Below are 18,830 nucleotides of genomic sequence, written 5' to 3' on the forward strand. Positions count from 1 at the left end.
GCGGCTCAGCCGCCCAGGCCCCGCATGAAGGCGTAGAGGCCGAGGACGCTGCACGCCACGGGGACGATCGACAGCTGGAGCACGACGTCCGCCACCTCGCCGAGCCGGGCCACGCGCGGCGACGGCGGCCGTCGGCTGTAGGTGCGCCCGGCGCCGATGGCGATCGCCGCGGCCAGCACGACGGCGGGCAGCAGGACGAGCACCCGGACGACCGGGTCGTCGACGCCCAGCAGCGCCACCAGGACGACGCCGCTCAGGCCGGTCAGCAGCAGCGGGATCCGATGGCGGACCGTGACGACCAGCCGGGAGCGCAGCAGGCAGGCCAGCGTCACGATGCCGCTGAGCAGCAGTGCCGACAGCGTGCCCGCCGCGGTGAGCGCGACCAGGCCGGCGATGGTCGCCACCGCCGCGCCGAAGATCATGCCGGTGAACACCTCGTCGGCGCGGGCGGTGGCCTGGTAGACGCGCTCGCGGCTGGGCTGCGGATCGTCGCGGACCAGGTCCGCGGCGGTGCGGGGCAGCACCGGCATCGGCACCTTGCCCAGGCGTACGGCCAGCGCCGGCATGGCGGGCAGCAGCAGGACGGCGAGGGTCACCACGACGGCGGCGGACTCCGCGGCGTCCATCGGGCCGTAGGCCAGCCCGCCCGCGACGATACCCAGCACTCCCACGAAGATCGCGGCGACGAAGACCCGGCCGCCGTCGCCGACGCCGAGGATGCCGAGGACTGCGGTGATCAGCAGCGTGGCCGAGCCGAGCAGCAGGTGCGGGGCTCCGAAGTCATGGAACGATTCGCCGCCCGCGATGATCAGGGCGCCGCCGGCCAGCGCGTACGGCAGGGCCAGCCCGGCCACGACCGCACCGGCCACGGAGTCACCGACCGCGCGGGAGAGCAGGATCCCGCCGCCGAGCAGGACCACCGCGATGCCGAGCGCGGCCGCGCCGCCGAGCCAGCCGAGCCGGTCGGCGGTGACCAGGGCGAACAGGCCCAGGGCGAGCAGCACGCCGGCGACGACGAGGCCGGTGAGCCGGGTGGCTCCGGGAGTCCAGGCGCGGCCGCGCAGCCGGGCCCCGGCCGCGACCGCCTCGGTGAGGTCGTCATAGGACAGCTCCGGCCAGTCCGCCCGGCGCGGCACGAGGTGCAGCATCTCGCCGTCGCGGACGTGCTGAGCGGCGAGTGTGCCGGAGAGGTCGAGCAGCGTGCCGTCGCCGCGGCGCAGCGCCCAGCCGCCGTGCGCGGCACCGTCCGTCGGTTCCTCGTCCGACTGGCGCAGCACGGCGGGCAGCAGCCCGACCAGCGGCAGATGCTCGGGCAGGGCGATGTCGATCCTGCGCTTGGGCGCCATCAGCGCGAGGCGCGCAAGTCCGGTTCCTGCCTGGGTGACCACGTCGCTCCCTAGCCCAGGGCGGGCTGTGAGGCCCGCGGGGTGTCCATGACGGGTGAAGGTTACCTACCATGTGCCCTGGTCGTGGTGCCCGAGGTGATGGGACCGCAGGTAACGGGGAGGTCTCCAGCGTGGGCACGGTGGTCGTACGGCGTCCGGCTCGGCAACCGGAGCCTCAGTACCCGTCCGGTGAGCTGCTGCTCGACGCCCCGCCCGAGGTGCCGCCGCCGTCCGGCCGGGGCTGGGGCCAGATGATGATGATGCTGCCGATGCTGGGCGGCTCGATGGCGATGGCCCTGATGTTCGCCGGTCAGCGCGGCAGCACGCTCGGCTACGTGACCGGCGGCCTGTTCGGTCTCTCCGCGGTCGGCATGCTCGCGTCGCAGTTCGGACAGGGCGGCGGGCCGAGCAAGCAGGAGCTGCTGCAGCAGCGACGGGAGTACATGCAGCACCTGTCCAAGCAGCGCAAGAAGGTGCTCAAGACGGTGCAGATGCAGCGTGAGGCGGCACTGTACCGGCACCCCGATCCGAACGCGTTGTGGTCGCTGCCGGTGGGGCCGCGGCTCTGGGAGCGCCGTCGCGGCGACGCCGACTTCGCCACCGTCCGCATCGGGCTGGGGCCGCAGGATCTGGCCACGCCGCTGGTTCCGCCGGCGTCCGCGTCGCTGGAGAAGATGGAGCCGATGTGCGCGCTCGCGCTGCGTCGCTTCGTCACCACGTACGCGCAGGTGCCCGATCTGCCCGTGACCATGGCCTTGAACGGCTTCGCCCGGGTGCACGTGCGCGGCGACGACGCGGCCGCACGGGCGCTGGTACGCGCGCTGCTGGCCCAGGTGACGGCGTTCCACGCACCGGACGACGTGCTGGTGGCGGTGGCCGCGTCGGCGGAGCGCCGGGCCGCGTGGGAGTGGACCAAGTGGCTGCCCCACGCGCTGCATCCGGTGCGGACGGACGCGCTGGGCGCGCTGCGCCTGGTGGCGCCGAGCGTGGCGGGCCTGGACGCGATGCTCGAGGACGTGCTCGGCAGCCGGCCCCGGTTCAATCCGTCCGGCAGCGACCAGCAGGTGGAGGGCCCGCACGTGGTGGTCGTCATCGACGGCGGCGACACGGCCGGGTCGGACCACCTGATGACCGACGGCGGTGTCGAGGGCGTGACGATCATCGACCTGTCCAACCCGCCGCCGCGGATCCTGGACCGGGCCCGGCTGGTCCTGGAGGTGTCGGCGGACGCGACGATGCACAGCACCACGTTCGACGGGCGGGCCGCGATCGGGCGGGCCGACAATTGCGGCACGGCCGAGATGGAGACGCTGGCCATGCAGCTCGCGCCGCTGCGGCTGTCGGTGGCGTCGCGGGGCTCGGCGAGCCCGCTCGGCGCCGACCAGGGCCTGCTCGATCTGCTGGAACTCGGCGATCCGTACGAGTTCGACGTGGCGCGGGCCTGGACCCCCCGGCCGAACCGGGACCGGCTGCGGGTGCCGCTGGGCGTGGCGCAGGACGGCAGTCCGCTGGAGCTGGACCTCAAGGAGTCGGCGCAGGACGGCATGGGCCCGCACGGCCTGCTGATCGGCGCCACCGGCTCCGGCAAGAGCGAGTTGCTGCGTACGCTCGTGCTCGCGCTCGCGGCGACGCATTCCTCGGAGAGCCTGAACTTCGTCCTGGTCGACTTCAAGGGCGGCGCCACCTTCACCCGGCTGGACCGGTTGCCGCACACCAGCGCGGTGATCACGAACCTCTCCGACGAGCTGCCCCTGGTCGACCGGATGAATGATTCGATCAACGGCGAACTGGTGCGCCGGCAGGAACTGTTGCGTTCGGCCGGCAACTACGCCTCCCAGCGTGACTACGAGAAGGCGCGCGCGTCCGGCGCTCCGCTGGCGGCGCTGCCCAGCCTGCTGATCATCTGTGACGAGTTCTCCGAGCTGCTGACCGCTAAGCCGGACTTCATCGACATGTTCGTTCAGATCGGACGAGTCGGGCGATCGCTGGGCGTGCACCTGCTGCTGGCCTCGCAGCGTCTCGAGGAGGGCCGGCTGCGCGGCCTGGACACCCACCTGTCCTACCGGATCGGCCTGCGGACCTTCTCGGCGATGGAGAGCCGGGTCGTGCTGGGCGCCACCGACGCCTACGAGCTGCCGCGGGCGCCCGGGCACGGTTACCTGCGCTTCGGCACCGAGCCCCTGCAGCGCTTCAAGGCCGCGTACGTGTCGGGGGCGTACCGCAGCAAGACCGCCGCGGCGATCGCGGCCGGCGACGCCGAGGACCGGGTGCAGGAGTACACCACCGCGTACGTGCCCGCCCGCCTGCCGCGGGAGCCACAGCAGCCCGCCGACGAGGCGCCGGAGACGGCCGAGGGCGAGAGCGTGCTCGACATCCTCGTCGGCCGCCTCGCCGGCCGGGGCGAGCCGGCACACCAGGTGTGGCTGCCGCCGCTGAGCGAGGCGCCCACCCTGGACCAGCTGCTACCGCCGCTCGCCGCCGACCCGGTGCGGGGCATCACGGTCGCCGACCCCGCCCTGCAGGGCCAGCTGCAGGCGGCGGCCGGCATCGTCGACAAGCCGTTCGAGCAGCGCCGCGACGTGCTGTGGATGGACCTCGCGGGCGCGGCCGGCCACGCCATCGTGGTCGGCGGCCCGCAGAGCGGCAAGAGCACCGTCCTGCGTACGTTCGTGATGTCGCTGGCCCTGACGCACACCCCGCGCGAGGCCCAGGTGTACTGCCTCGACCTCGGCAGCGGCGCCCTGGCGTCGCTGCGCGAGCTCCCGCACGTCGGTGGCGTCGCCACCCGGCTCGACGCGGGGCAGGTCCGGCGCACGATCGCCGAACTGCAGCTGCTGATGGTGCAGCGGGAACGCCGCTTCGCCGCGCTCGGCGTCGAATCGATGGCCGAGTACCGGCGGGCCCGCCGGCTGGGCCAGCACGCGGACGACCCGTTCGGCGACGTGTTCCTGGTGATCGACGGCTGGGCGAGCATCCGGACCGATTTCGAGGACCTCGAACCGACGATCATCGACATCGCCAACCGCGGCCTGTCGTTCGGAGTGCACCTGCTGGCCAGCGCCGCCCGCTGGATGGACGTCCGCCCGGCCGTGCGCGACACCTTCGGCACCCGGCTGGAGCTGCGGCTCTCCGACGCGAGCGACTCGGCCCTGGACCGCCGCGCCGCGATGAACGTGCCGGAGAAGGCCCCTGGCCGTGGCATCACCCCCGACGGCATGCAGTTCCTCGCCGCCCTTCCGCGCGCCGGCGGCATCTCGGACCCGGAGCAGCTGCCCGAGGGCTCCCGGAAGCTGATCAGCGACCTCGCGAACGCCTGGCAGGGGCCGGGCGCCCCGCCGATCCGGCTGCTCCCCGCCAGCGTGCCGTACGGCAGCCTGCCGGACACCGGACAACCCGGCGTGCCGATCGGCATCGCCGAGGTCGACCTGGGGCCGGTGCTGCTCGACTTCGCCGCCGACCCGCATTTCCTGCTCTTCGGCGACGGCGAGTCGGGTAAGAGCACGTTCCTGCGATCCCTGGCGCAGACCATCGTGGACACCAACGACCTGACCCAGGCGCGGATCGTGATGGTCGACTACCGGCGCAGCCTGCTCGGCGACATCACCAGCCCGCACATGATCGGTTATGGTTCCTCGCAGCAGGTCACCGAGGGCATCATCGCCGAGGTCGCCGGCGTGATGCGCGACCGGATGCCACCACAGCAGATCACCCCCGAGGAACTGCGCGCCCGCAGCTGGTGGAAGGGCCCCGATCTGTACGTCCTGGTCGACGACTACGACCTGGTCGCGGGCGGTGGCGGCAACCCGTTGACGCCGTTGCTGGAATACCTGCCCCAGGCCCGTGACATCGGCCTGCACCTGATTGTGGCGCGTCGCACAGGCGGCGCGAGCCGGGCGTTGTATGAACCGATCCTGATGCGATTGCGTGAATTGAGCACCCCGGGAATCGTCATGTCCGGCGATCGGGACGAAGGTGTGCTGCTCGGGACCGTCCGTCCGGGACCGTTGCCGCCGGGGCGTGGCTGGCTCGTCACGCGTCGTGGGGGAACGAGGTTGGTGCAGTTGCTGGATCTGCCCTCGCGCACGTAACCTCGGGCTTCCACGGGGTTGCCGCCTGCCCGCAGCCGGGGCGAAAGTGGACACGAACGGTAAGGATGATGTGACGGCTTCGGGCCGGCTATGGCGGTGGAGCGGAGAGTAACGGGGGAGGGGACCATGGGACCCGAGTGGTTGGTCGACAAGGAAATCGAAGTCGACATTCACCAACTGCAGGATTTCGCCAGGCACATCCAGGCTGAGCTGGACCAGAACTTCAAGCCGAGCTTCGAGCACGGCATCAAGCCGATGCTGATGGTGCAGGCGCCGTTCGGCTCCGGAGGCCTGGGCGAGGCGAGGTTCTTCCGGGGCCGCCACGACGAGAGCCGCTCCGCGGCGGCCTCGATGCTCGCGGACGTCATGAAGGGTCTCGTCGCCCTGCAGATGGGCGCGGCGTCCATCGCGGCCGAATACCTCACCGGCGACGCCCTGGCGCAGGCCACGAACGAGGACGTCTACAAGGCGTTCAGCGGCGGCGACGGGCTGAAGACGCTCGATGACATCTTGAAGCAGGCGCCGGCGGACCAGCAGGCCGAGGGCGCGATGCCGGAGGAAGCCAAGGACCCGAGTAAGTACTTCGAGGACACGAACAACGACGGCGTCGCGGACGGCGACAAGACCGGCGGCATGTACGACGAGACATGGGTCGCGAAGGACACGTCCGGCCAGTACTACATCCCGGCCGACACGCAGGACCTCAACAACCCGAAGCTCGACGTGCCCACTGATCTGGACCACTGACCGAGGGAGGCGCAATGGCCGAGAACTACTACGGGTACAGCGAGCCCTCCAGCTACTACTCGGGAATCAGTAACGACTACGTACAGAACTCGAGTGATATCGAGCCGTACTCACCCACCAACTGGGACGGCAAGACCATCGAGGAAATGTGGGAGATGGTCCGCAAGGAGAGCGACGAGCGCGCGTTCGCGCTGGCCGCCATGTGGAATCGCACCAGTTCCCTGCTCGAGGCGACCCGGGGCAACCTGCAGCGGCACGCCGACGCGCTCCGCGCGAAGTGGTCGTCCGCGGCCGGCGACATCTTCATGCAGAAGGTCGGCGCCGCGCTGTACTCCATCGACGAGTGGAAGAAGATCGCCGACGACAACGCCCGCGGGCTCGAGCAGATCGGCAACAAGATCAGCAACACCCAGCGCGACCTCAAGCCGCTCTGGGAGGAATACCTCGCCAAGCAGGCGTCGGAGGGGAAGAAGCGCGCGGACGACGAGGGCTTCCAGGGCTCGGACCTGATCGACTGGCTGCCCGGCGTCGACGGAAACGACGGCAAGTCGCACGAGGACGTCCACAACGAGTACAAACAGCGGTTCCTCGACAAGGTCAAGCCGCTGGCCGAGACGTACATCGACGTGTACATCTCGAACATCTCGCGGGCCGGCAAGTACAAAGGCCCGACGAACGCCGTCGTCGCCAACCCGGGCCAGGTACCGACACCGTCTCGGCCGGCGCCTCCGGGTGCGCCTCCCCCCGGTGCCCGGGGCGCCGCGCCGAACCGGCCGACCCTGCCCGGCGGCGCCCAGCCACCTCCGCCGCCGGCCACTCCCGGCACGGGTCCGGGCGCGCCGCCGGCCGGCCTGCCCGACGGGCTGTCTCTCGCCGGCGGCGCCGTCGCCGCGCCGGCTCCGCCGGCACCCACGGCTCCGTCCGTGTCGCCGGGACCGGCACCGACGCCGCCGCCGACGCCCGCCGTGCCCGCCGGCTTCAGCGGCCGGCCCGGGGTTCCACCCACCGGCCCTGCTCCCGGACGCCCGGGCGCCGGCCCGGCCCGGCCGAGCCTTCCCGGCGCCGGCGGGGGAGGCGGTGCTCCCGGTGCCCGGGGACCGGCTCCGTCCAAGCCGACGCTGCCGGGCAGCACTCAGAACGGCCCGGGTAACCGACCCGGTGCACCCGGCGGCGGGGGAGCCCGGCGAGGCGGCGCCCCCTCCGCGCCGCGGCTGCCCGGTAGCACCGCTGAGGGCGCGGGGCGCCCCGGCACGCCGAGGACGGGCGCTCCGGGCGGCCGCGGCCCGCAGTCGCCGAACCTCGGTGGCAAGCGCGGCACGGCTCCAGGCGCGCCTGGTTCCCCCTCGACCGGCGCCAATCGTCCGGGCTCACCGCAGCTCGGCGGTCGCGGTGGTCGGCCGGGGGCACCCGGTGGACCGGAGGCCGAGACCACTCGCACCGGACGCCCGGGCGCTCCCGGTACGGGCGCGCGCCCGAGCGGCGCAAAGCCCGGTCCGGTCGGCGGCAAGCCGGATCTGGCCGGACGGGCTGCCGAGGGCACGGCCGGACGGCGTGCACCGGCAACGGGCCCGAATCCCGCACTCGGCGGCCGCCGAGGCGCGTCCGATGTGCCCGGTCAGCGCAGGAACGCGCGCGGTGACGGCAAGGCCGAGGGCGCTGAGTGGGCCTACGGCGAGGACGATGAGCTCTGGATGACCGAGTCGGAGACGGTGAGCGTGATCGAGACGCCCGCCGAGCGCCGGCCGCAGGAGCAGGGCCGGGTCCTCGGTCACGACTGACAGCGAACCCGGCACGGGCTGGCCACCTCGCGCGAGGTGACCAGCCCGCTCGCCCGTCCAGGCCACGCAGTGGCGGACGCGGCCACAGCGTTTCCGAACAGGGCGGCCAGTGCAGCCCATCGAGGAGGTTGAACCGATATGCGTGCCGTCAGACCGGCCGCGCTCTGCGCCACTGTGCTCGGTGTGATCGCGGCCCTCGTGGTTCCCGCGGGACCGGCCTTTGCCGACGACATCCGGGACAAGCAGTGGTGGGTCAAGACCCTCGAACTGGACGCCGTGCACCAGATCACCCAGGGCGAGGGCATCACCGTCGCCGTCATCGACTCCGGGGTGGACGCCGACCACCCTGACCTCAAGGGCAACGTCCTGCCCGGCGTCGACTTCGCCGACGAGAAGACCAAGGGACAGCAGGACCGCAACGGCCACGGCACCGCAATGGCCGCACTCATCGCCGGACACGGACACGGGCCCGGCAACCGCGACGGCATCATCGGCATCGCCCCGAAAGCCAAGATTCTGCCGGTGAACGTCGAGGCCAAGAACAAGGTGATCGCGCCCAAGGCCATCGCCGCGGGCATCTTGTGGGCTGTCGACCAGGGCGCCGACGTCATCAACGTCTCGCTGAGCAGCGGCCACGACGACGACCTCTCCGCCGCCGTCGAACGCGCCTACGACAAGAACATCATCCTGGTCGCGGCCACCGGCAACCAGTCGGACTCCGCGAGCTTCATCATCGGAGCACCCGCCGACCACCCGGGCGCCATGGCCGTCTCCGGCACCGACAAGCAGGGCGGCCCCAGCCGCGAGAACATCCAGGCCGAGCAGACGGACATCGCCGCCCCGGGCGTGGACATCGTCACCGCCGCGCCCGACGGCCGCTACGCGACCTCCACCGGCAACAGCGACGCCACCGCCATCGTGTCCGGCGCCGTCGCCCTCGTCCGGGCCGAGTACCCGGATCTGTCGTCCCGCGACATGTTCAAGCGAGTGCTGGAGACCACCCGCGACGCCGGCAGACCCGGCCACGACGAGGAGTACGGCTGGGGGATTCTCGACCTGAAGAACGCCCTCACCGGCCAGCCGGACGGCCGCAACGACAAGGAGGCCGACCCCACCGACGCCGCGATTCCCAGCTACGCCCGGGAGGAGGGCAACGGCGGCGACGCCGAGGTGGTCATCATCGTCGTGGGGTTCTGGCTCGGCATCCTGCTCCTCATCGGTGGCCTCGTCTTCCTCCTCGTCCGCCGGTCGCGCCGCAAGCGCCGGGCCACCGAGGCCGCGGTCCCGGTGGGTGCCGCCGTCGGAGGCGGTCAGGCACCGGGCCCTGCGGCTCCGTCACCGGTGCAGGACGAGTCCGCGTGGCGGCGCCCGCCCTCCACATGACATGACTGAGACTCCGCCCGTCGCCCCGCGACGGCCCGGGGTACGGCCGTCGCGGCCACCGGTGGTCACGGCGGGTCTGCTGCTGATGCTGCCGGCCGCGGTGATCTGGCTGGTCGCCGGCATCGCCTGGGTGGTCGTCAGCGCCCGGATGGAAGGCGGCGCCTTCTGGGTATGGATGCTGGCCGTGCCCGTCGTGGCCCTGTGCCTGCTGGTGTCGCTGATCTGTTTCGCCGGGATACGCCTGGGCTGGCGGGGCAGGCCGCACGGCCTGCACGTGCCGGGCGGCTTCACCATGGCACTGTTCGTGATCGTGATCATCAACCTGCTGGTGAGGGGCCGGATCGAATACAGCCCGACGCAGCTGACCCCGCTCATCGTCGGCACCCTCGCCGGCGTCGCGGTGGGCCTGCTCAGGAGCCGGCAGTCCAAGCAATGGTTCCGGGCCTGCGCGGCTTACGACGGACGCCCGCCGCCTCCGCCGCGGAGGTTCTGAACCCGGCACTCACCCCGGCGCGGGTGGGGCCCAGCTGCGGGCGTCCGCGTCGAAGACGGCCACCAGGACGTCGCGCCCGTCCGCGTGGATGCGGTGCAGGCCGGCGCCCTCCGGCACGACCACGGACTCCATGCGCGGTCCGCCCTGCGCCCACTCGGCCGGCGTCTGCTCGTCCGGGGTCCAGCGCAGCACCACCACCCAGTCGTCATCGGTGTGGAACGGTGAGCCCTCACCCACCAGATCGAGCCGGTCGTACAGGCGCCGCGGGGTCTCCCGGCCGGGTCCGTACCAGCTGTGCACCAGTCCGGCGGCGCGGTCGTAGCCCTGTTCCAGGTACGCCGACAGGTACATCGGCGGGATGACGAGCTGCAACCGCAGCGGGGCGTCCGGGTCCGGCTCGTACGGCGTCTCCCGCCTGGCCACACTGGGGGCGGCGGCCAGCGCCGGGCGTACCCGCGGCTCCGCCTCCTCCTCGGCGGCCAGGCGCCGGCGCTCCTGCTCGTAGGCGTCGGTCATGGTGGTGCGCAGCTCGCCGAGCCAGCCGCCCAGCTCGCGCACCGCGGTGCCGGGCAGCTGCACCGCCAGCGGCGTGCCCGGGTTGAGGGAGAGCTGCCACGACGGGTCCGGCCAGTTCTCCGCGAGCTGCAGGCTGGAGACCACGACGAGGTCGTGGTCTCCGAGCGCCTGAGCAAGTCGCTCCTCCGAGGTGAACACGGCAACGGCCGGGGCGCCGGTGGCGTCCGCCGTGACCCACCACGGGAACTCCGGATCCGTCAGGTCCCGGGTCGGCGGGCCGTCGGGGCGCACCGGCACCACCATCTCGGCGCGCAGCATCGCGGCGGTCAGGGCGTCGGCGTCCTGGGCGGCGACGGCGGCGCGTAACGCGTCCTCGCCGCCGACGGCGAGGTCGGGCAGCCGGTTCAACTGGTCGGCGGTGAGGGTGAGTCCGATCGGCAGTCCCAGGTCGACGGTCAGTTTCCAGCCGGTGTCCGGCCAGCTCGCCACCACGTCCGGCACGCTGTCCGTGCGGTAGCTCACCGGCTGCCCGGGCAGGCAGGCCGCGATCGCCTCCGGCGAGGTGAAGGTCAGGACGTACGTCTCACCGTCGCGGGTGCCGGTGGCCCAGGCGGGGGGTTCGCGGCCCTCCGCGGCGGCCGGTGACACGGGCATCAGCAGCGGACCGGTGACCAGGGCGGCCAGCAGCGCGTCGCGATCCCCGGTCTGCGCGGCGGCCAGCATGGCCTGCTCCGTCGCGGTCGCCGGGCGCCAGTCGCTCACCACGTCCCGTCCTCGGCGACGCGGCGGGCGGACAGGCCGAGCACGAGTGCGGTCAGCGCCTCGTCGAGGGATTCCCCGAGCAGCCAGTCGCCGCCGTGGTCGCAGACGAACACCCGGCCGTGGGCGTCGACCGCGAGGATCCCGGTGCCGTCGCCCTCCTCGCCGAGCGGGGTGAGCGCCACGCCGATGGCGTCGGCCAGGCCGGCCAGCGTGACGACGCTGTGCCGGACCACGAACGGGTCCAGGACGAACGAGCTGGAGGCGATCTGCTCGCCGTCCGGCCGGGCGGGCACGGACAGGCCGCCGAACTCCGCCCATGCCTCGATCGCCGCCGGGACGACCGTGTGGTGGCGGCCGTCCTGGACGGCGTATGCGGACAGGCTCAGCGCCCAGGTCTTGGCGCGTTCGTCGTCGCGGGTGCCGGGCTGCCAGCCGGCGGCGCGCAGCGCCTCGGCCACCGGGGCCGGGAAGCGGTCGGTCACGGCAGCACCTCGATGCCGAAGTAGTCGAGCAGCTCGCCGCAGGAACGGCACGGCTGCTGGGCCTGGCCGTGCCGGGGATCGCCGTCCTCACGCACCCGGACGACCCGGATCCGGGCACCCCAGAGCAGCGATCTGGCCGCCGTCGCCGACATGGTGGCGCCGGCCTGCTCGGCGGCGTACAGCCGGTCGGAGATCAGCACCGCCTCGGCGCACCATCCCGCGTAGCGCTCACGCCGGTCCGCGGGAAGCTCGTCCAGCAACCGGCGGACCATCGGATGCAGGTCCGGTGCGACGTCGCCGCGTACGGAGCTGTGCGTGTGGATGACTCCCTCGAGCAGGAGTGCGCCCGCTGCCATCGGCAGTGTCCGCCCTTGTGCCACCGGTCCCTCTCTCCCGCTCCGCGGCCCTCGCCGGGTCCGGCCATGAGCCTAGCGGCCCGGTACGAGCCGGTCAGGGGTCCCGAGGGCCGGTCCGGTTGCGATATCGTCGGGCTCCGCCCCTCCCGCCCTAGACAGCGATCCGGAGCCATGCCCCGTACCCTTCTCGTCTCCCCGGACCAGCCCGGCGCGTTTCCGACGATCGGAGACGCGCTCACTGCGGCGACCGAGGACTCCGTGGTCTCGGTCAGCCCCGGCACCTACTACGAAGCGCTGTTCATCACCGACCGTGACATCGCCCTGGTCGCCGCGGAGGGTGCGGGCACCGTCACCATCGACACGTCCGCGTCGACCTACCCGACCGTGTCCTGCGACGGTGGCCGGGTCGAGCTGCGCGACCTGGCACTGAAGGCCGGCGACGCCCCGGTGGTGATCGCCGACCGGACCAGGCTGACGATGAGTGGCTGCACGCTTTCCGCGGGTCACGGCGCCGCGATCACGGTGCGCAGCCGCAGCGAGTTCGAGCTGAACCGGTGCAAGGTCACCGGGGCGCGCCACGGGCTCATTGTGGAGGATGCGGACGGTACGGTCGACGGCTGCGAGTTCGCCGACCTCACCGACGACGGCATCATCGTGCGGATCGGCGCCGCGCCGACCATCCGGACCACCACCGTCACCCGCTGCGCCGGCCGGGGCATCTACGTCTACCAGTACGGCAAGCCGACGATCGAGGCGTGTGACATCTCACAGACCTCCGGGACGGCGGTGGCCGTCGCGCACCAGAGCGCCCCCGTGCTGATCCGGTGCCGCATCCACGACACCCGCGGCCCGGCGATCTCGTTCGGCAAGGGCTGCCAGGGCACGGTCGACGCCTGCACCTTCGAGAACACCGGCCTGCCCGCCATCGAGATCATGGAAGGCGCCAGCCCCACGGTCGTGGAGGGCACCACGAACAAGCGCGCGGTGTACGGCGCGGAGGCGGCGACGTCCGCGGTACAGCAGGACACCGCCCGGACCGACGAGCTGCTGGCCGAACTCGACGCGATGGTCGGCCTCGAGTCGGTGAAGGACGAGGTCCGGGCCCTCATCGACGAGATTCAGGTCAACGAGTGGCGGCGTAGCGCCGGTCTGCCGGTCAGCGCCGTCAGCCACCATCTCATCTTCGCCGGGGCGCCCGGCACCGGTAAGACGACGGTGGCGCGGATCTACGGTGAGCTGCTGGCCGCCCTCGGCGCTTTGCCGGGCGGGCCGTTCCGCGAGGTCTCCCGCCGGGATCTCGTCGGTCAGTATCTCGGTCACACCGCGGAGAAGACGGCGGCCGCCTTCGACAAGGCTCGTGGTGGTGTGCTCTTCATCGACGAGGCGTACACCCTGTCGCGTTCCTCCGGCAGCGGCGGTGATTTCGGTCAGGAGGCGATCGACACCCTGGTCAAGCTGATGGAGGACCACCGCGACGAGATCGCCGTGATCGCCGCCGGCTACACCGGTGAGATGCTCGACTTCCTCGACACCAACCCCGGTCTGGCCTCCCGGTTCGCCAAGACGATCGAGTTCGCCAACTACGCACCGGACCAGTTGGTCACCATCGTCACGCGGATGGCCGGGTCGGACGAGTATTTGCTGACCGACGGAGTGACCGACGTACTGCACGACCACTTCTCCACGATCGAGCGGGACCAGAACTTCGGCAACGCCCGCGAGGCCCGCAAGCTGTTCGAGGGTGTGCGCAAGACGCAGGCACAACGGCTGCGGCTGTCCGGCCGGCGGCCCAGCTTCGACGAGTTGCGCACCGTCGAGGTCGACGACGTTCGCGCGGCCCTGGGACGCTGAGCGGTGACCGGCGCGATGCACGGGGACGAGCGATGACCACGCCACAGGTGCCGCAGCCGTACGGCCAGCACAGCCGGGATGCGCGGCCCGAGACCGGTGTGGAGGCGCAGCAGTCCGACGGTGGCTGGGGCCCAGCCGGCCCCCAGCAGCCTGCGGTGTGGGGGCAGCAACCGACTCAGGCGCAGCGGACGCACCAGCCGGCGTCGGGCATCCCGGCGCAGCCACGGGCGTACGCCGGCGCCGCGGCGGCTTCCGGCGCGCACGCGGCGTCGGCGACCTACGCCTCGGTCGCGGCTCAGGCGCCCACGGCCACCCGCCCCGAGGCGGCCACACCGACCACATACGACTTCCGCAGGGCCGCCGCGTCGGCCGGGCCGACCCCGCCCAAGGCGGTCATCGCACCGGGAGATCCGCGTCCCGTGCGTACCGGGATCGCCGGCGGGCAGGTGATCGCCTGGCAGCTCGCCGTGGCCGCGGTACTGGTGGCGTACCGGATCGGCGATGTGCTGGTCGCGGCGATGGTCGGTGCCGTGGCCGTGCTGGTCATCTCGCCGACCGTGATCCGGTTCCGGGGTCGCTGGCTGCATCGCTGGTTCGGCGTGTGGTTGCGGTACCGGGGACGTACCCACGGTGCCCCGCACACTCACGGGGGCGCGGCCCTGGACCTGCTCACCCACGCCGAGGCGAGCGTGGCGGTGACCTCGGTGGAGCTCGACGACCGTGCTGTCGCCCTGCTCACGCACCGCGGCGGGCTGTGCGCCGTGCTGGCGCTCGGATCGGGCGACGACGCCCTGCTGGGCGGTGACGCGGCGATCCTGCCGTCGCCGATCGCGCTGCTGCCCGGGGCGGAGGCGCACACCATTCCGACCGCCGCGCAGCTGCTGGTGTCGCTGCGCCCGGCGCTCGTCGGGCCCGGCATGGTCGAACGTTCCTACCGCGAGCTGACCGGCGGGAAGGTTCCGGCTCAGCGGCACACCTGGCTGGTGCTGCAGACCATCCGTACCGCCGACGCCTACTCCGATGCCGAGCTCCAGCCGGCCCTGATCTCGGCGGTTCGCCGCGCCCGTCGCCAGCTGCGGACGGAGGGGGTCGAGGCTCGGATCCTCGACCGCGACGCGCTGGTGTCCGCGATCGGCCACCTCGGTGGGCTCACCGACGTGCTCCGCGGCGTACCGCACGGCGGTCGGAACTCGGGCGGCTCTGTCGGCCGGGCCACTGTCGGCGCGAGGGCGGCCGGCGAGTCCGCGAGACCGACCAGCCGGGAGACCTGGCGCGGTGTCGCCGTCGAGGAGACCGTGCAGAGCTGCCACCGGATGGTGCGCTGGCCGGCCCACGACAGCCAGCTGGCGGAACTGCTCGCCACGGCGTCCGCCGCCGGCAGCGTGTTGTCCCTCGCGGTCACCCGCGTTCCGTCACAGGCGGCCGCGGGCGACGACGTTCTGGTGGAGGTGGCGGTCCGGCTGATCGCGGCCGACCAGGCCGGGCTGGCCGCCGGAGAGCGGGCGCTGGAGGATGCGGTCCGAGCGGCAGGTGGCCGCACCGAACGACTCGACGGGGAACAGGTGAACGGTCTGGCCGCCACCCTCCCGTTCGGAGGTTTCCTGCTGTGATCGCCAGCCGAGTCGGGATGTTCACCGCGGGCCCGCAGGCCTTCGACGACAATCCGTTGCGGGCCGGCGGTGCCGGGCTGATGATCGGCCGAAATCGGCAGAAACTGCCGGTCACGCTGCGCCCGTTCCGCCCCACGCCCACGAGGATGCTGGTGGTCGGCGGCGTCGGCTGCGCACAGCTGCTGGCCTTCCGGGCGATGGCGGTGGGTGCACGGCTGTTCATCCAAACCGCTCGTGAGCAGGTGTGGGATGCGTTCCTGCGGCGTGGCGGTGTCGGCCAGGGGGCCGCGGTGTTCCTGCCGCCGGGCGAGAACCCGCAGGTGGCGGCCGGCCCCGGCAGGCCGCACCTGGTGATCGTCGACGTCGGCGCCGCCCTGGGCATGCCGCCGGGCGGCGGCGGACCGTGGCAGGCGACGATGGTGGTCCGCGACGACCTCGCCTCGTGGGACGAAGCCCTGCTGCAACAGAGTGACATCGTCGTGTTGCAGCGGCTCACCGAGGCGGAGTCGTCGTTGGCGGTGTCGGTGCTCGGCATCCGGCAGGCGCAGGCCTGGCTGCCCCAGTTGCCCGATGAGATGGTCGGGCTGGTCAGCCGGGCGAGCCTGCAGTGGGTGATGCTCGGCTCGACCCCGACCGAGCAGAGCGTGCTCGGCTCGGTCGCCCGCCGCTGAAGCCGCCGCGTAGCGGGGCGGTCTCCCGTCAGCGGCCGCCGCCGCGCAGGACCTCGAACACCGTGCGGAGGATGACCTTGACATCGAGCCAGAGGGACCAGTTCTCGATGTAGTAGTTGTCATATCGCGTGCGGTCGGAGATCGGGGTGTCCCCGCGTAGCCCGCTCACCTGTGCCAGGCCGGTCAGCCCGACCAGCACCCGGTGCCGCATGGCGTAGTCGGGATAGTCGGCGGAGAAGCGGTCCACGAAGTAGGGGCGTTCAGGGCGCGGCCCGACGATCGACATGTCGCCGGTCAGAATGTTCCAGAGTTGGGGCAGTTCGTCGAGCGAGGTGCGCCGCATCATCCGGCCGACCGGCCCGACCCTGGGGTCGCCGGCGACCGACCAGTTGGTGGCCGACTCGGCGTCGTCGCTGGGCTTCATCGAGCGGAACTTCACCAGTTCGAAGGGTCTTCCGTGGCGGCCGATGCGGGATTGCCGGAAGAGCACGCCGGGGCCGCCCTCGATCCGGGTGGCGAGCGCGCACAGCAGCAGGACGGGGCTGAGCACGATCAGTGCCAGCGACGCGATCAGAATGTCCGACGTCCGCTTGACCGCCCACTTCGGACCCGCCAGCGTGGGGCGGTGTACCCGGGTGACGGGAATCCCGCCGATGTGATCAGGCACACCATGGTCGGCGTGGAACTCGCGCAGCCGGGGCACGACCCACAGGTCGCACGCCGCGGCGCGCGGGAGCCGGACGGTGCGCAGCAGCTTCTCGTCGGGGCTGTCGAGGTCGGCGATGATCACCACGTCGACCTTCATGAGGCGGATGGTCTCCTCGAGGTCGTCCAGGCCGCCCAGCAGCGGTATCTCCTCGGCGTTCTCGTGCCCGGTGGGGTCCGCGTCGATGAAGCCGGCGAAATGCAGGCCGTATTGCGGATAACGGCGGAGCAGGCGGGCGAGCTCGATGGCGACCGGGCCGCCGCCGAGCACGACGGCCGAGCGTTCCACCCAACGCCGGCGGCGGGCCAGGAGGATCGCCGCGCGGGTGGTCGCCCGGCCCAGCAGGACCAGCCCCGCCGACACGGCCACGATCTGAAGGAACCCGCCGACGTAGGAGACCGAGTCGTGCCGCTCCGCCGCGATGATGGCGACCACCGCCGCGGCGGCCAGCAGCCGTACGCACAGGTTGGGCAGCTCGTCCAGGAAGCTGATGTGGCGGCGGGCCGCGTACAGCCCGCCGAGCTTGAAGGCGGTCACCATGACCAGTCCGGCGACGATGACGCCCTTCCAGTACGCCTGGTTCCAGGCCAGCGGGCTCACGAAGGCGACCAGGTCGACGGGGGCGGTCAGCATCCACCCGCGTAGGCCACGGGTGCGTTGGGCGCCCCGCGCTCCGGCGTACGGCAGAACCAGCGTCGCGGCGGGGGAGTGTCCACGTTGGAGTGGCACCCGCCGCCCGGTTGCGGGTGGCGCAGAGTGTTCAGCCTGAACCACGACTCTCCCCCCGTTCGCGCCCCGTACGCCTGAGTCTGGGCAGCATCATACGAGGTGGTGGTCGGTTTCCGCAGGCCCGTGCCCGGCGGTCGGCGGCGACCCGGGCAGTGGCTGTCGCGGCCGGAGGGTACGATCCCCGCCATGCCTGGTACACAGCTGACGGGTCTCGATGTTCCGGAGTCCGCGGAGGACTCCGACATTTCGCCGGGCACTGACGGTCGGACGACAAAACGACGCTCACGCCGGCGGCGGATCCTGGTCATCACGCTGGTCGTGTTGCTGGTTCTCGCCGGTGCCGGTGCGGCGGGCGCTTCGCTGTACGCACGCTCGATCGACAAGAGCGTCGAGCGCATCGAGGCGTTCGACGAGGTGCCGGAACAGGAGCGCCCGCAGAAGGCGCCGGTCGCCAGCGACGCGATGAACTTCCTGATGCTGGGCAGCGATACCCGCGATCCGGGCGGTGCCGGCGGCTCGCGCAGCGACACCATCATCGTGCTGCACCTGCCGAAGGACCGGTCCGGTGCGCAGCTCATCTCGATACCGCGGGACACCTGGGTGCACGTCCCGAAGAGCAAGGACGGCCGGCACGGCGGCGTGGACGCGAAGATCAACGCGGCGTACGCGTGGGGCGGCCCGGCGTTGACCGTGCGGACGGTCGAGGCATACACCGGCGTCCGGATCGACCACGTCGTGATGGTGGATTTCTCCGGTTTTCAGGAGATCGTGGACGCGCTCGGTGGCGTGACCATCGACGTGGAGAAGTCGTTCACCTCCACCCACTCGCTGAACCCGGACTCGATCCGGCGCTTCGAAAAAGGGCCTCAGCTGATGGACGGCGCCACCGCGCTGGACTACGCCCGCGAGCGGTACGCGTTCGCCGACGGCGACTTCGCCCGGATCCGGCACCAGCAGCAGGTGATCAAGGCCATCCTGAACAAGGCGTCCTCCGGTGGGATCCTGGCCAATCCGGCCCGGCTCAACTCGTTCCTGCGCGCCACCGCCAGCTCGGTCGCCGTGGACGACACCCTCAACATTCTCGGCCTGGCGGGCGACCTGCGGCATCTGCGCGGGGAGAACCTCGACTTCTACACCAGCCCGAGCTCCGGAACGGGCACCAAGGCCGGCCAGAGCGTGGTGCTCCCGGACCGGGCGAAGGCGAAGGCGTTGTTCACCGCGGTGCGCGAGGACGACGTGGCGAAGATCACCGAGGCGGCCGGCCCCGCCTGAT

General features: G+C 72.1%; 14 protein-coding genes. 9 read left to right on the plus strand and 5 right to left on the minus strand.

Features of this window, described 5'->3' with window-relative positions; all coding sequences use genetic code 11:
• Positions 1 to 5 precede the first annotated feature (5 nt).
• The gene (eccD, locus tag ACIBSW_RS35295; RefSeq protein ID WP_354720408.1) at positions 6 to 1,388 is read right to left on the minus strand and encodes a type VII secretion integral membrane protein EccD; all 1,383 of its coding nucleotides are present in this window, start codon (positions 1,386 to 1,388) and stop codon (positions 6 to 8) included.
• 128 nt (positions 1,389 to 1,516) lie between these two features.
• Here eccD and eccCa point away from each other — a divergent pair, with 128 nt between their 5' ends.
• The 5 genes from eccCa to ACIBSW_RS35320 all read left to right on the plus strand — a co-directional run bounded on the left by eccCa (position 1,517) and on the right by ACIBSW_RS35320 (position 9,874).
• Complete coding sequence (gene eccCa / locus ACIBSW_RS35300; RefSeq protein ID WP_354720410.1) at positions 1,517 to 5,473, plus strand: type VII secretion protein EccCa; 3,957 nt, start codon at positions 1,517 to 1,519, stop codon at positions 5,471 to 5,473.
• A gap of 126 nt (positions 5,474 to 5,599) precedes the next feature.
• The gene (locus ACIBSW_RS35305; protein ID WP_354720412.1) at positions 5,600 to 6,220 is read left to right on the plus strand and encodes a hypothetical protein; all 621 of its coding nucleotides are present in this window, start codon (positions 5,600 to 5,602) and stop codon (positions 6,218 to 6,220) included.
• A 14-nt stretch (positions 6,221 to 6,234) separates the two neighbouring features.
• The gene (locus tag ACIBSW_RS35310) at positions 6,235 to 7,998 is read left to right on the plus strand and encodes a hypothetical protein (RefSeq protein WP_354720414.1); all 1,764 of its coding nucleotides are present in this window, start codon (positions 6,235 to 6,237) and stop codon (positions 7,996 to 7,998) included.
• Between the two features lie 138 nt (positions 7,999 to 8,136).
• Positions 8,137 to 9,381 carry a type VII secretion-associated serine protease mycosin gene (gene mycP, locus ACIBSW_RS35315; RefSeq protein WP_354720416.1) on the plus strand — a complete coding sequence of 415 codons (1,245 nt, stop codon included), beginning with the start codon at positions 8,137 to 8,139 and terminating at the stop codon, positions 9,379 to 9,381.
• A 1-nt stretch (position 9,382) separates the two neighbouring features.
• Entirely contained in the window at positions 9,383 to 9,874 is a 492-nt protein-coding gene (locus tag ACIBSW_RS35320) for a hypothetical protein (protein WP_354720418.1), read from the plus strand.
• A gap of 9 nt (positions 9,875 to 9,883) precedes the next feature.
• Here ACIBSW_RS35320 and ACIBSW_RS35325 read toward each other — a convergent pair whose 3' ends face one another.
• From ACIBSW_RS35325 to ACIBSW_RS35335, 3 genes are read right to left on the minus strand one after another with little or no spacing between them, the layout of a single operon-like run.
• Positions 9,884 to 11,155: an SseB family protein gene (locus tag ACIBSW_RS35325; RefSeq protein WP_354720420.1), complete on the minus strand. Its 1,272-nt coding sequence runs from the start codon at positions 11,153 to 11,155 to the stop codon at positions 9,884 to 9,886.
• Positions 11,149 to 11,634 carry an SUKH-3 domain-containing protein gene (locus ACIBSW_RS35330; protein WP_354720422.1) on the minus strand — a complete coding sequence of 162 codons (486 nt, stop codon included), beginning with the start codon at positions 11,632 to 11,634 and terminating at the stop codon, positions 11,149 to 11,151. Before ACIBSW_RS35330 ends, ACIBSW_RS35325 begins: the two co-directional genes overlap by 7 nt.
• On the minus strand, positions 11,631 to 12,014 hold the full coding sequence (locus ACIBSW_RS35335; protein WP_354720424.1) for a YwqJ-related putative deaminase: 384 nt from the start codon (positions 12,012 to 12,014) through the stop codon (positions 11,631 to 11,633). Before ACIBSW_RS35335 ends, ACIBSW_RS35330 begins: the two co-directional genes overlap by 4 nt.
• 147 nt (positions 12,015 to 12,161) lie before the next feature.
• Between ACIBSW_RS35335 and ACIBSW_RS35340 the strand changes: the two genes are divergently transcribed.
• The 3 genes from ACIBSW_RS35340 to ACIBSW_RS35350 are packed head-to-tail and all read left to right on the plus strand — an operon-like array spanning position 12,162 to position 16,122.
• The gene (locus tag ACIBSW_RS35340; RefSeq protein ID WP_354720425.1) at positions 12,162 to 13,841 is read left to right on the plus strand and encodes a right-handed parallel beta-helix repeat-containing protein; all 1,680 of its coding nucleotides are present in this window, start codon (positions 12,162 to 12,164) and stop codon (positions 13,839 to 13,841) included.
• Positions 13,842 to 13,873: 32 nt separating this feature from the next.
• Positions 13,874 to 15,451 (plus strand): type VII secretion protein EccE, encoded by a 1,578-nt coding sequence (gene eccE, locus ACIBSW_RS35345; protein WP_354720427.1) that lies wholly within the window; start codon positions 13,874 to 13,876, stop codon positions 15,449 to 15,451.
• Entirely contained in the window at positions 15,448 to 16,122 is a 675-nt protein-coding gene (locus ACIBSW_RS35350) for a hypothetical protein (protein WP_354720428.1), read from the plus strand. The genes eccE and ACIBSW_RS35350 overlap by 4 nt, the downstream gene beginning before the upstream one ends.
• 28 nt (positions 16,123 to 16,150) lie before the next feature.
• Here the strand turns inward: ACIBSW_RS35350 and ACIBSW_RS35355 are convergent, their stop codons facing one another.
• Complete coding sequence (locus tag ACIBSW_RS35355; protein WP_354720430.1) at positions 16,151 to 17,461, minus strand: sugar transferase; 1,311 nt, start codon at positions 17,459 to 17,461, stop codon at positions 16,151 to 16,153.
• Positions 17,462 to 17,743: 282 nt separating this feature from the next.
• Between ACIBSW_RS35355 and ACIBSW_RS35360 the strand changes: the two genes are divergently transcribed.
• Positions 17,744 to 18,829: an LCP family protein gene (locus ACIBSW_RS35360; protein ID WP_354720432.1), complete on the plus strand. Its 1,086-nt coding sequence runs from the start codon at positions 17,744 to 17,746 to the stop codon at positions 18,827 to 18,829.
• Position 18,830: the final 1 nt, after the last annotated feature.

Origin of the sequence: Actinoplanes sp. NPDC049668 (assembly GCF_044465445.1) — a bacterium.
Taxonomy (GTDB): domain Bacteria; phylum Actinomycetota; class Actinomycetes; order Mycobacteriales; family Micromonosporaceae; genus Actinoplanes.

What these genes read in the sequence shown, in the direction of transcription:
- ACIBSW_RS35320 (WP_354720418.1), top strand. Translation starts at nt 9,383, where the DNA reads ATGACTGAGACTCCGCCCGTCGCCCCGCGACGGCCCGGGGTACGGCCG.
- ACIBSW_RS35355 (WP_354720430.1), bottom strand. Translation starts at nt 17,461, where the DNA reads ATGCTGACCGCCCCCGTCGACCTGGTCGCCTTCGTGAGCCCGCTGGCC.
- ACIBSW_RS35340 (WP_354720425.1), top strand. Translation starts at nt 12,162, where the DNA reads ATGCCCCGTACCCTTCTCGTCTCCCCGGACCAGCCCGGCGCGTTTCCG.
- ACIBSW_RS35310 (WP_354720414.1), top strand. Translation starts at nt 6,235, where the DNA reads ATGGCCGAGAACTACTACGGGTACAGCGAGCCCTCCAGCTACTACTCG.
- eccE (WP_354720427.1), top strand. Translation starts at nt 13,874, where the DNA reads ATGACCACGCCACAGGTGCCGCAGCCGTACGGCCAGCACAGCCGGGAT.
- mycP (WP_354720416.1), top strand. Translation starts at nt 8,137, where the DNA reads ATGCGTGCCGTCAGACCGGCCGCGCTCTGCGCCACTGTGCTCGGTGTG.
- ACIBSW_RS35360 (WP_354720432.1), top strand. Translation starts at nt 17,744, where the DNA reads ATGCCTGGTACACAGCTGACGGGTCTCGATGTTCCGGAGTCCGCGGAG.
- ACIBSW_RS35305 (WP_354720412.1), top strand. Translation starts at nt 5,600, where the DNA reads ATGGGACCCGAGTGGTTGGTCGACAAGGAAATCGAAGTCGACATTCAC.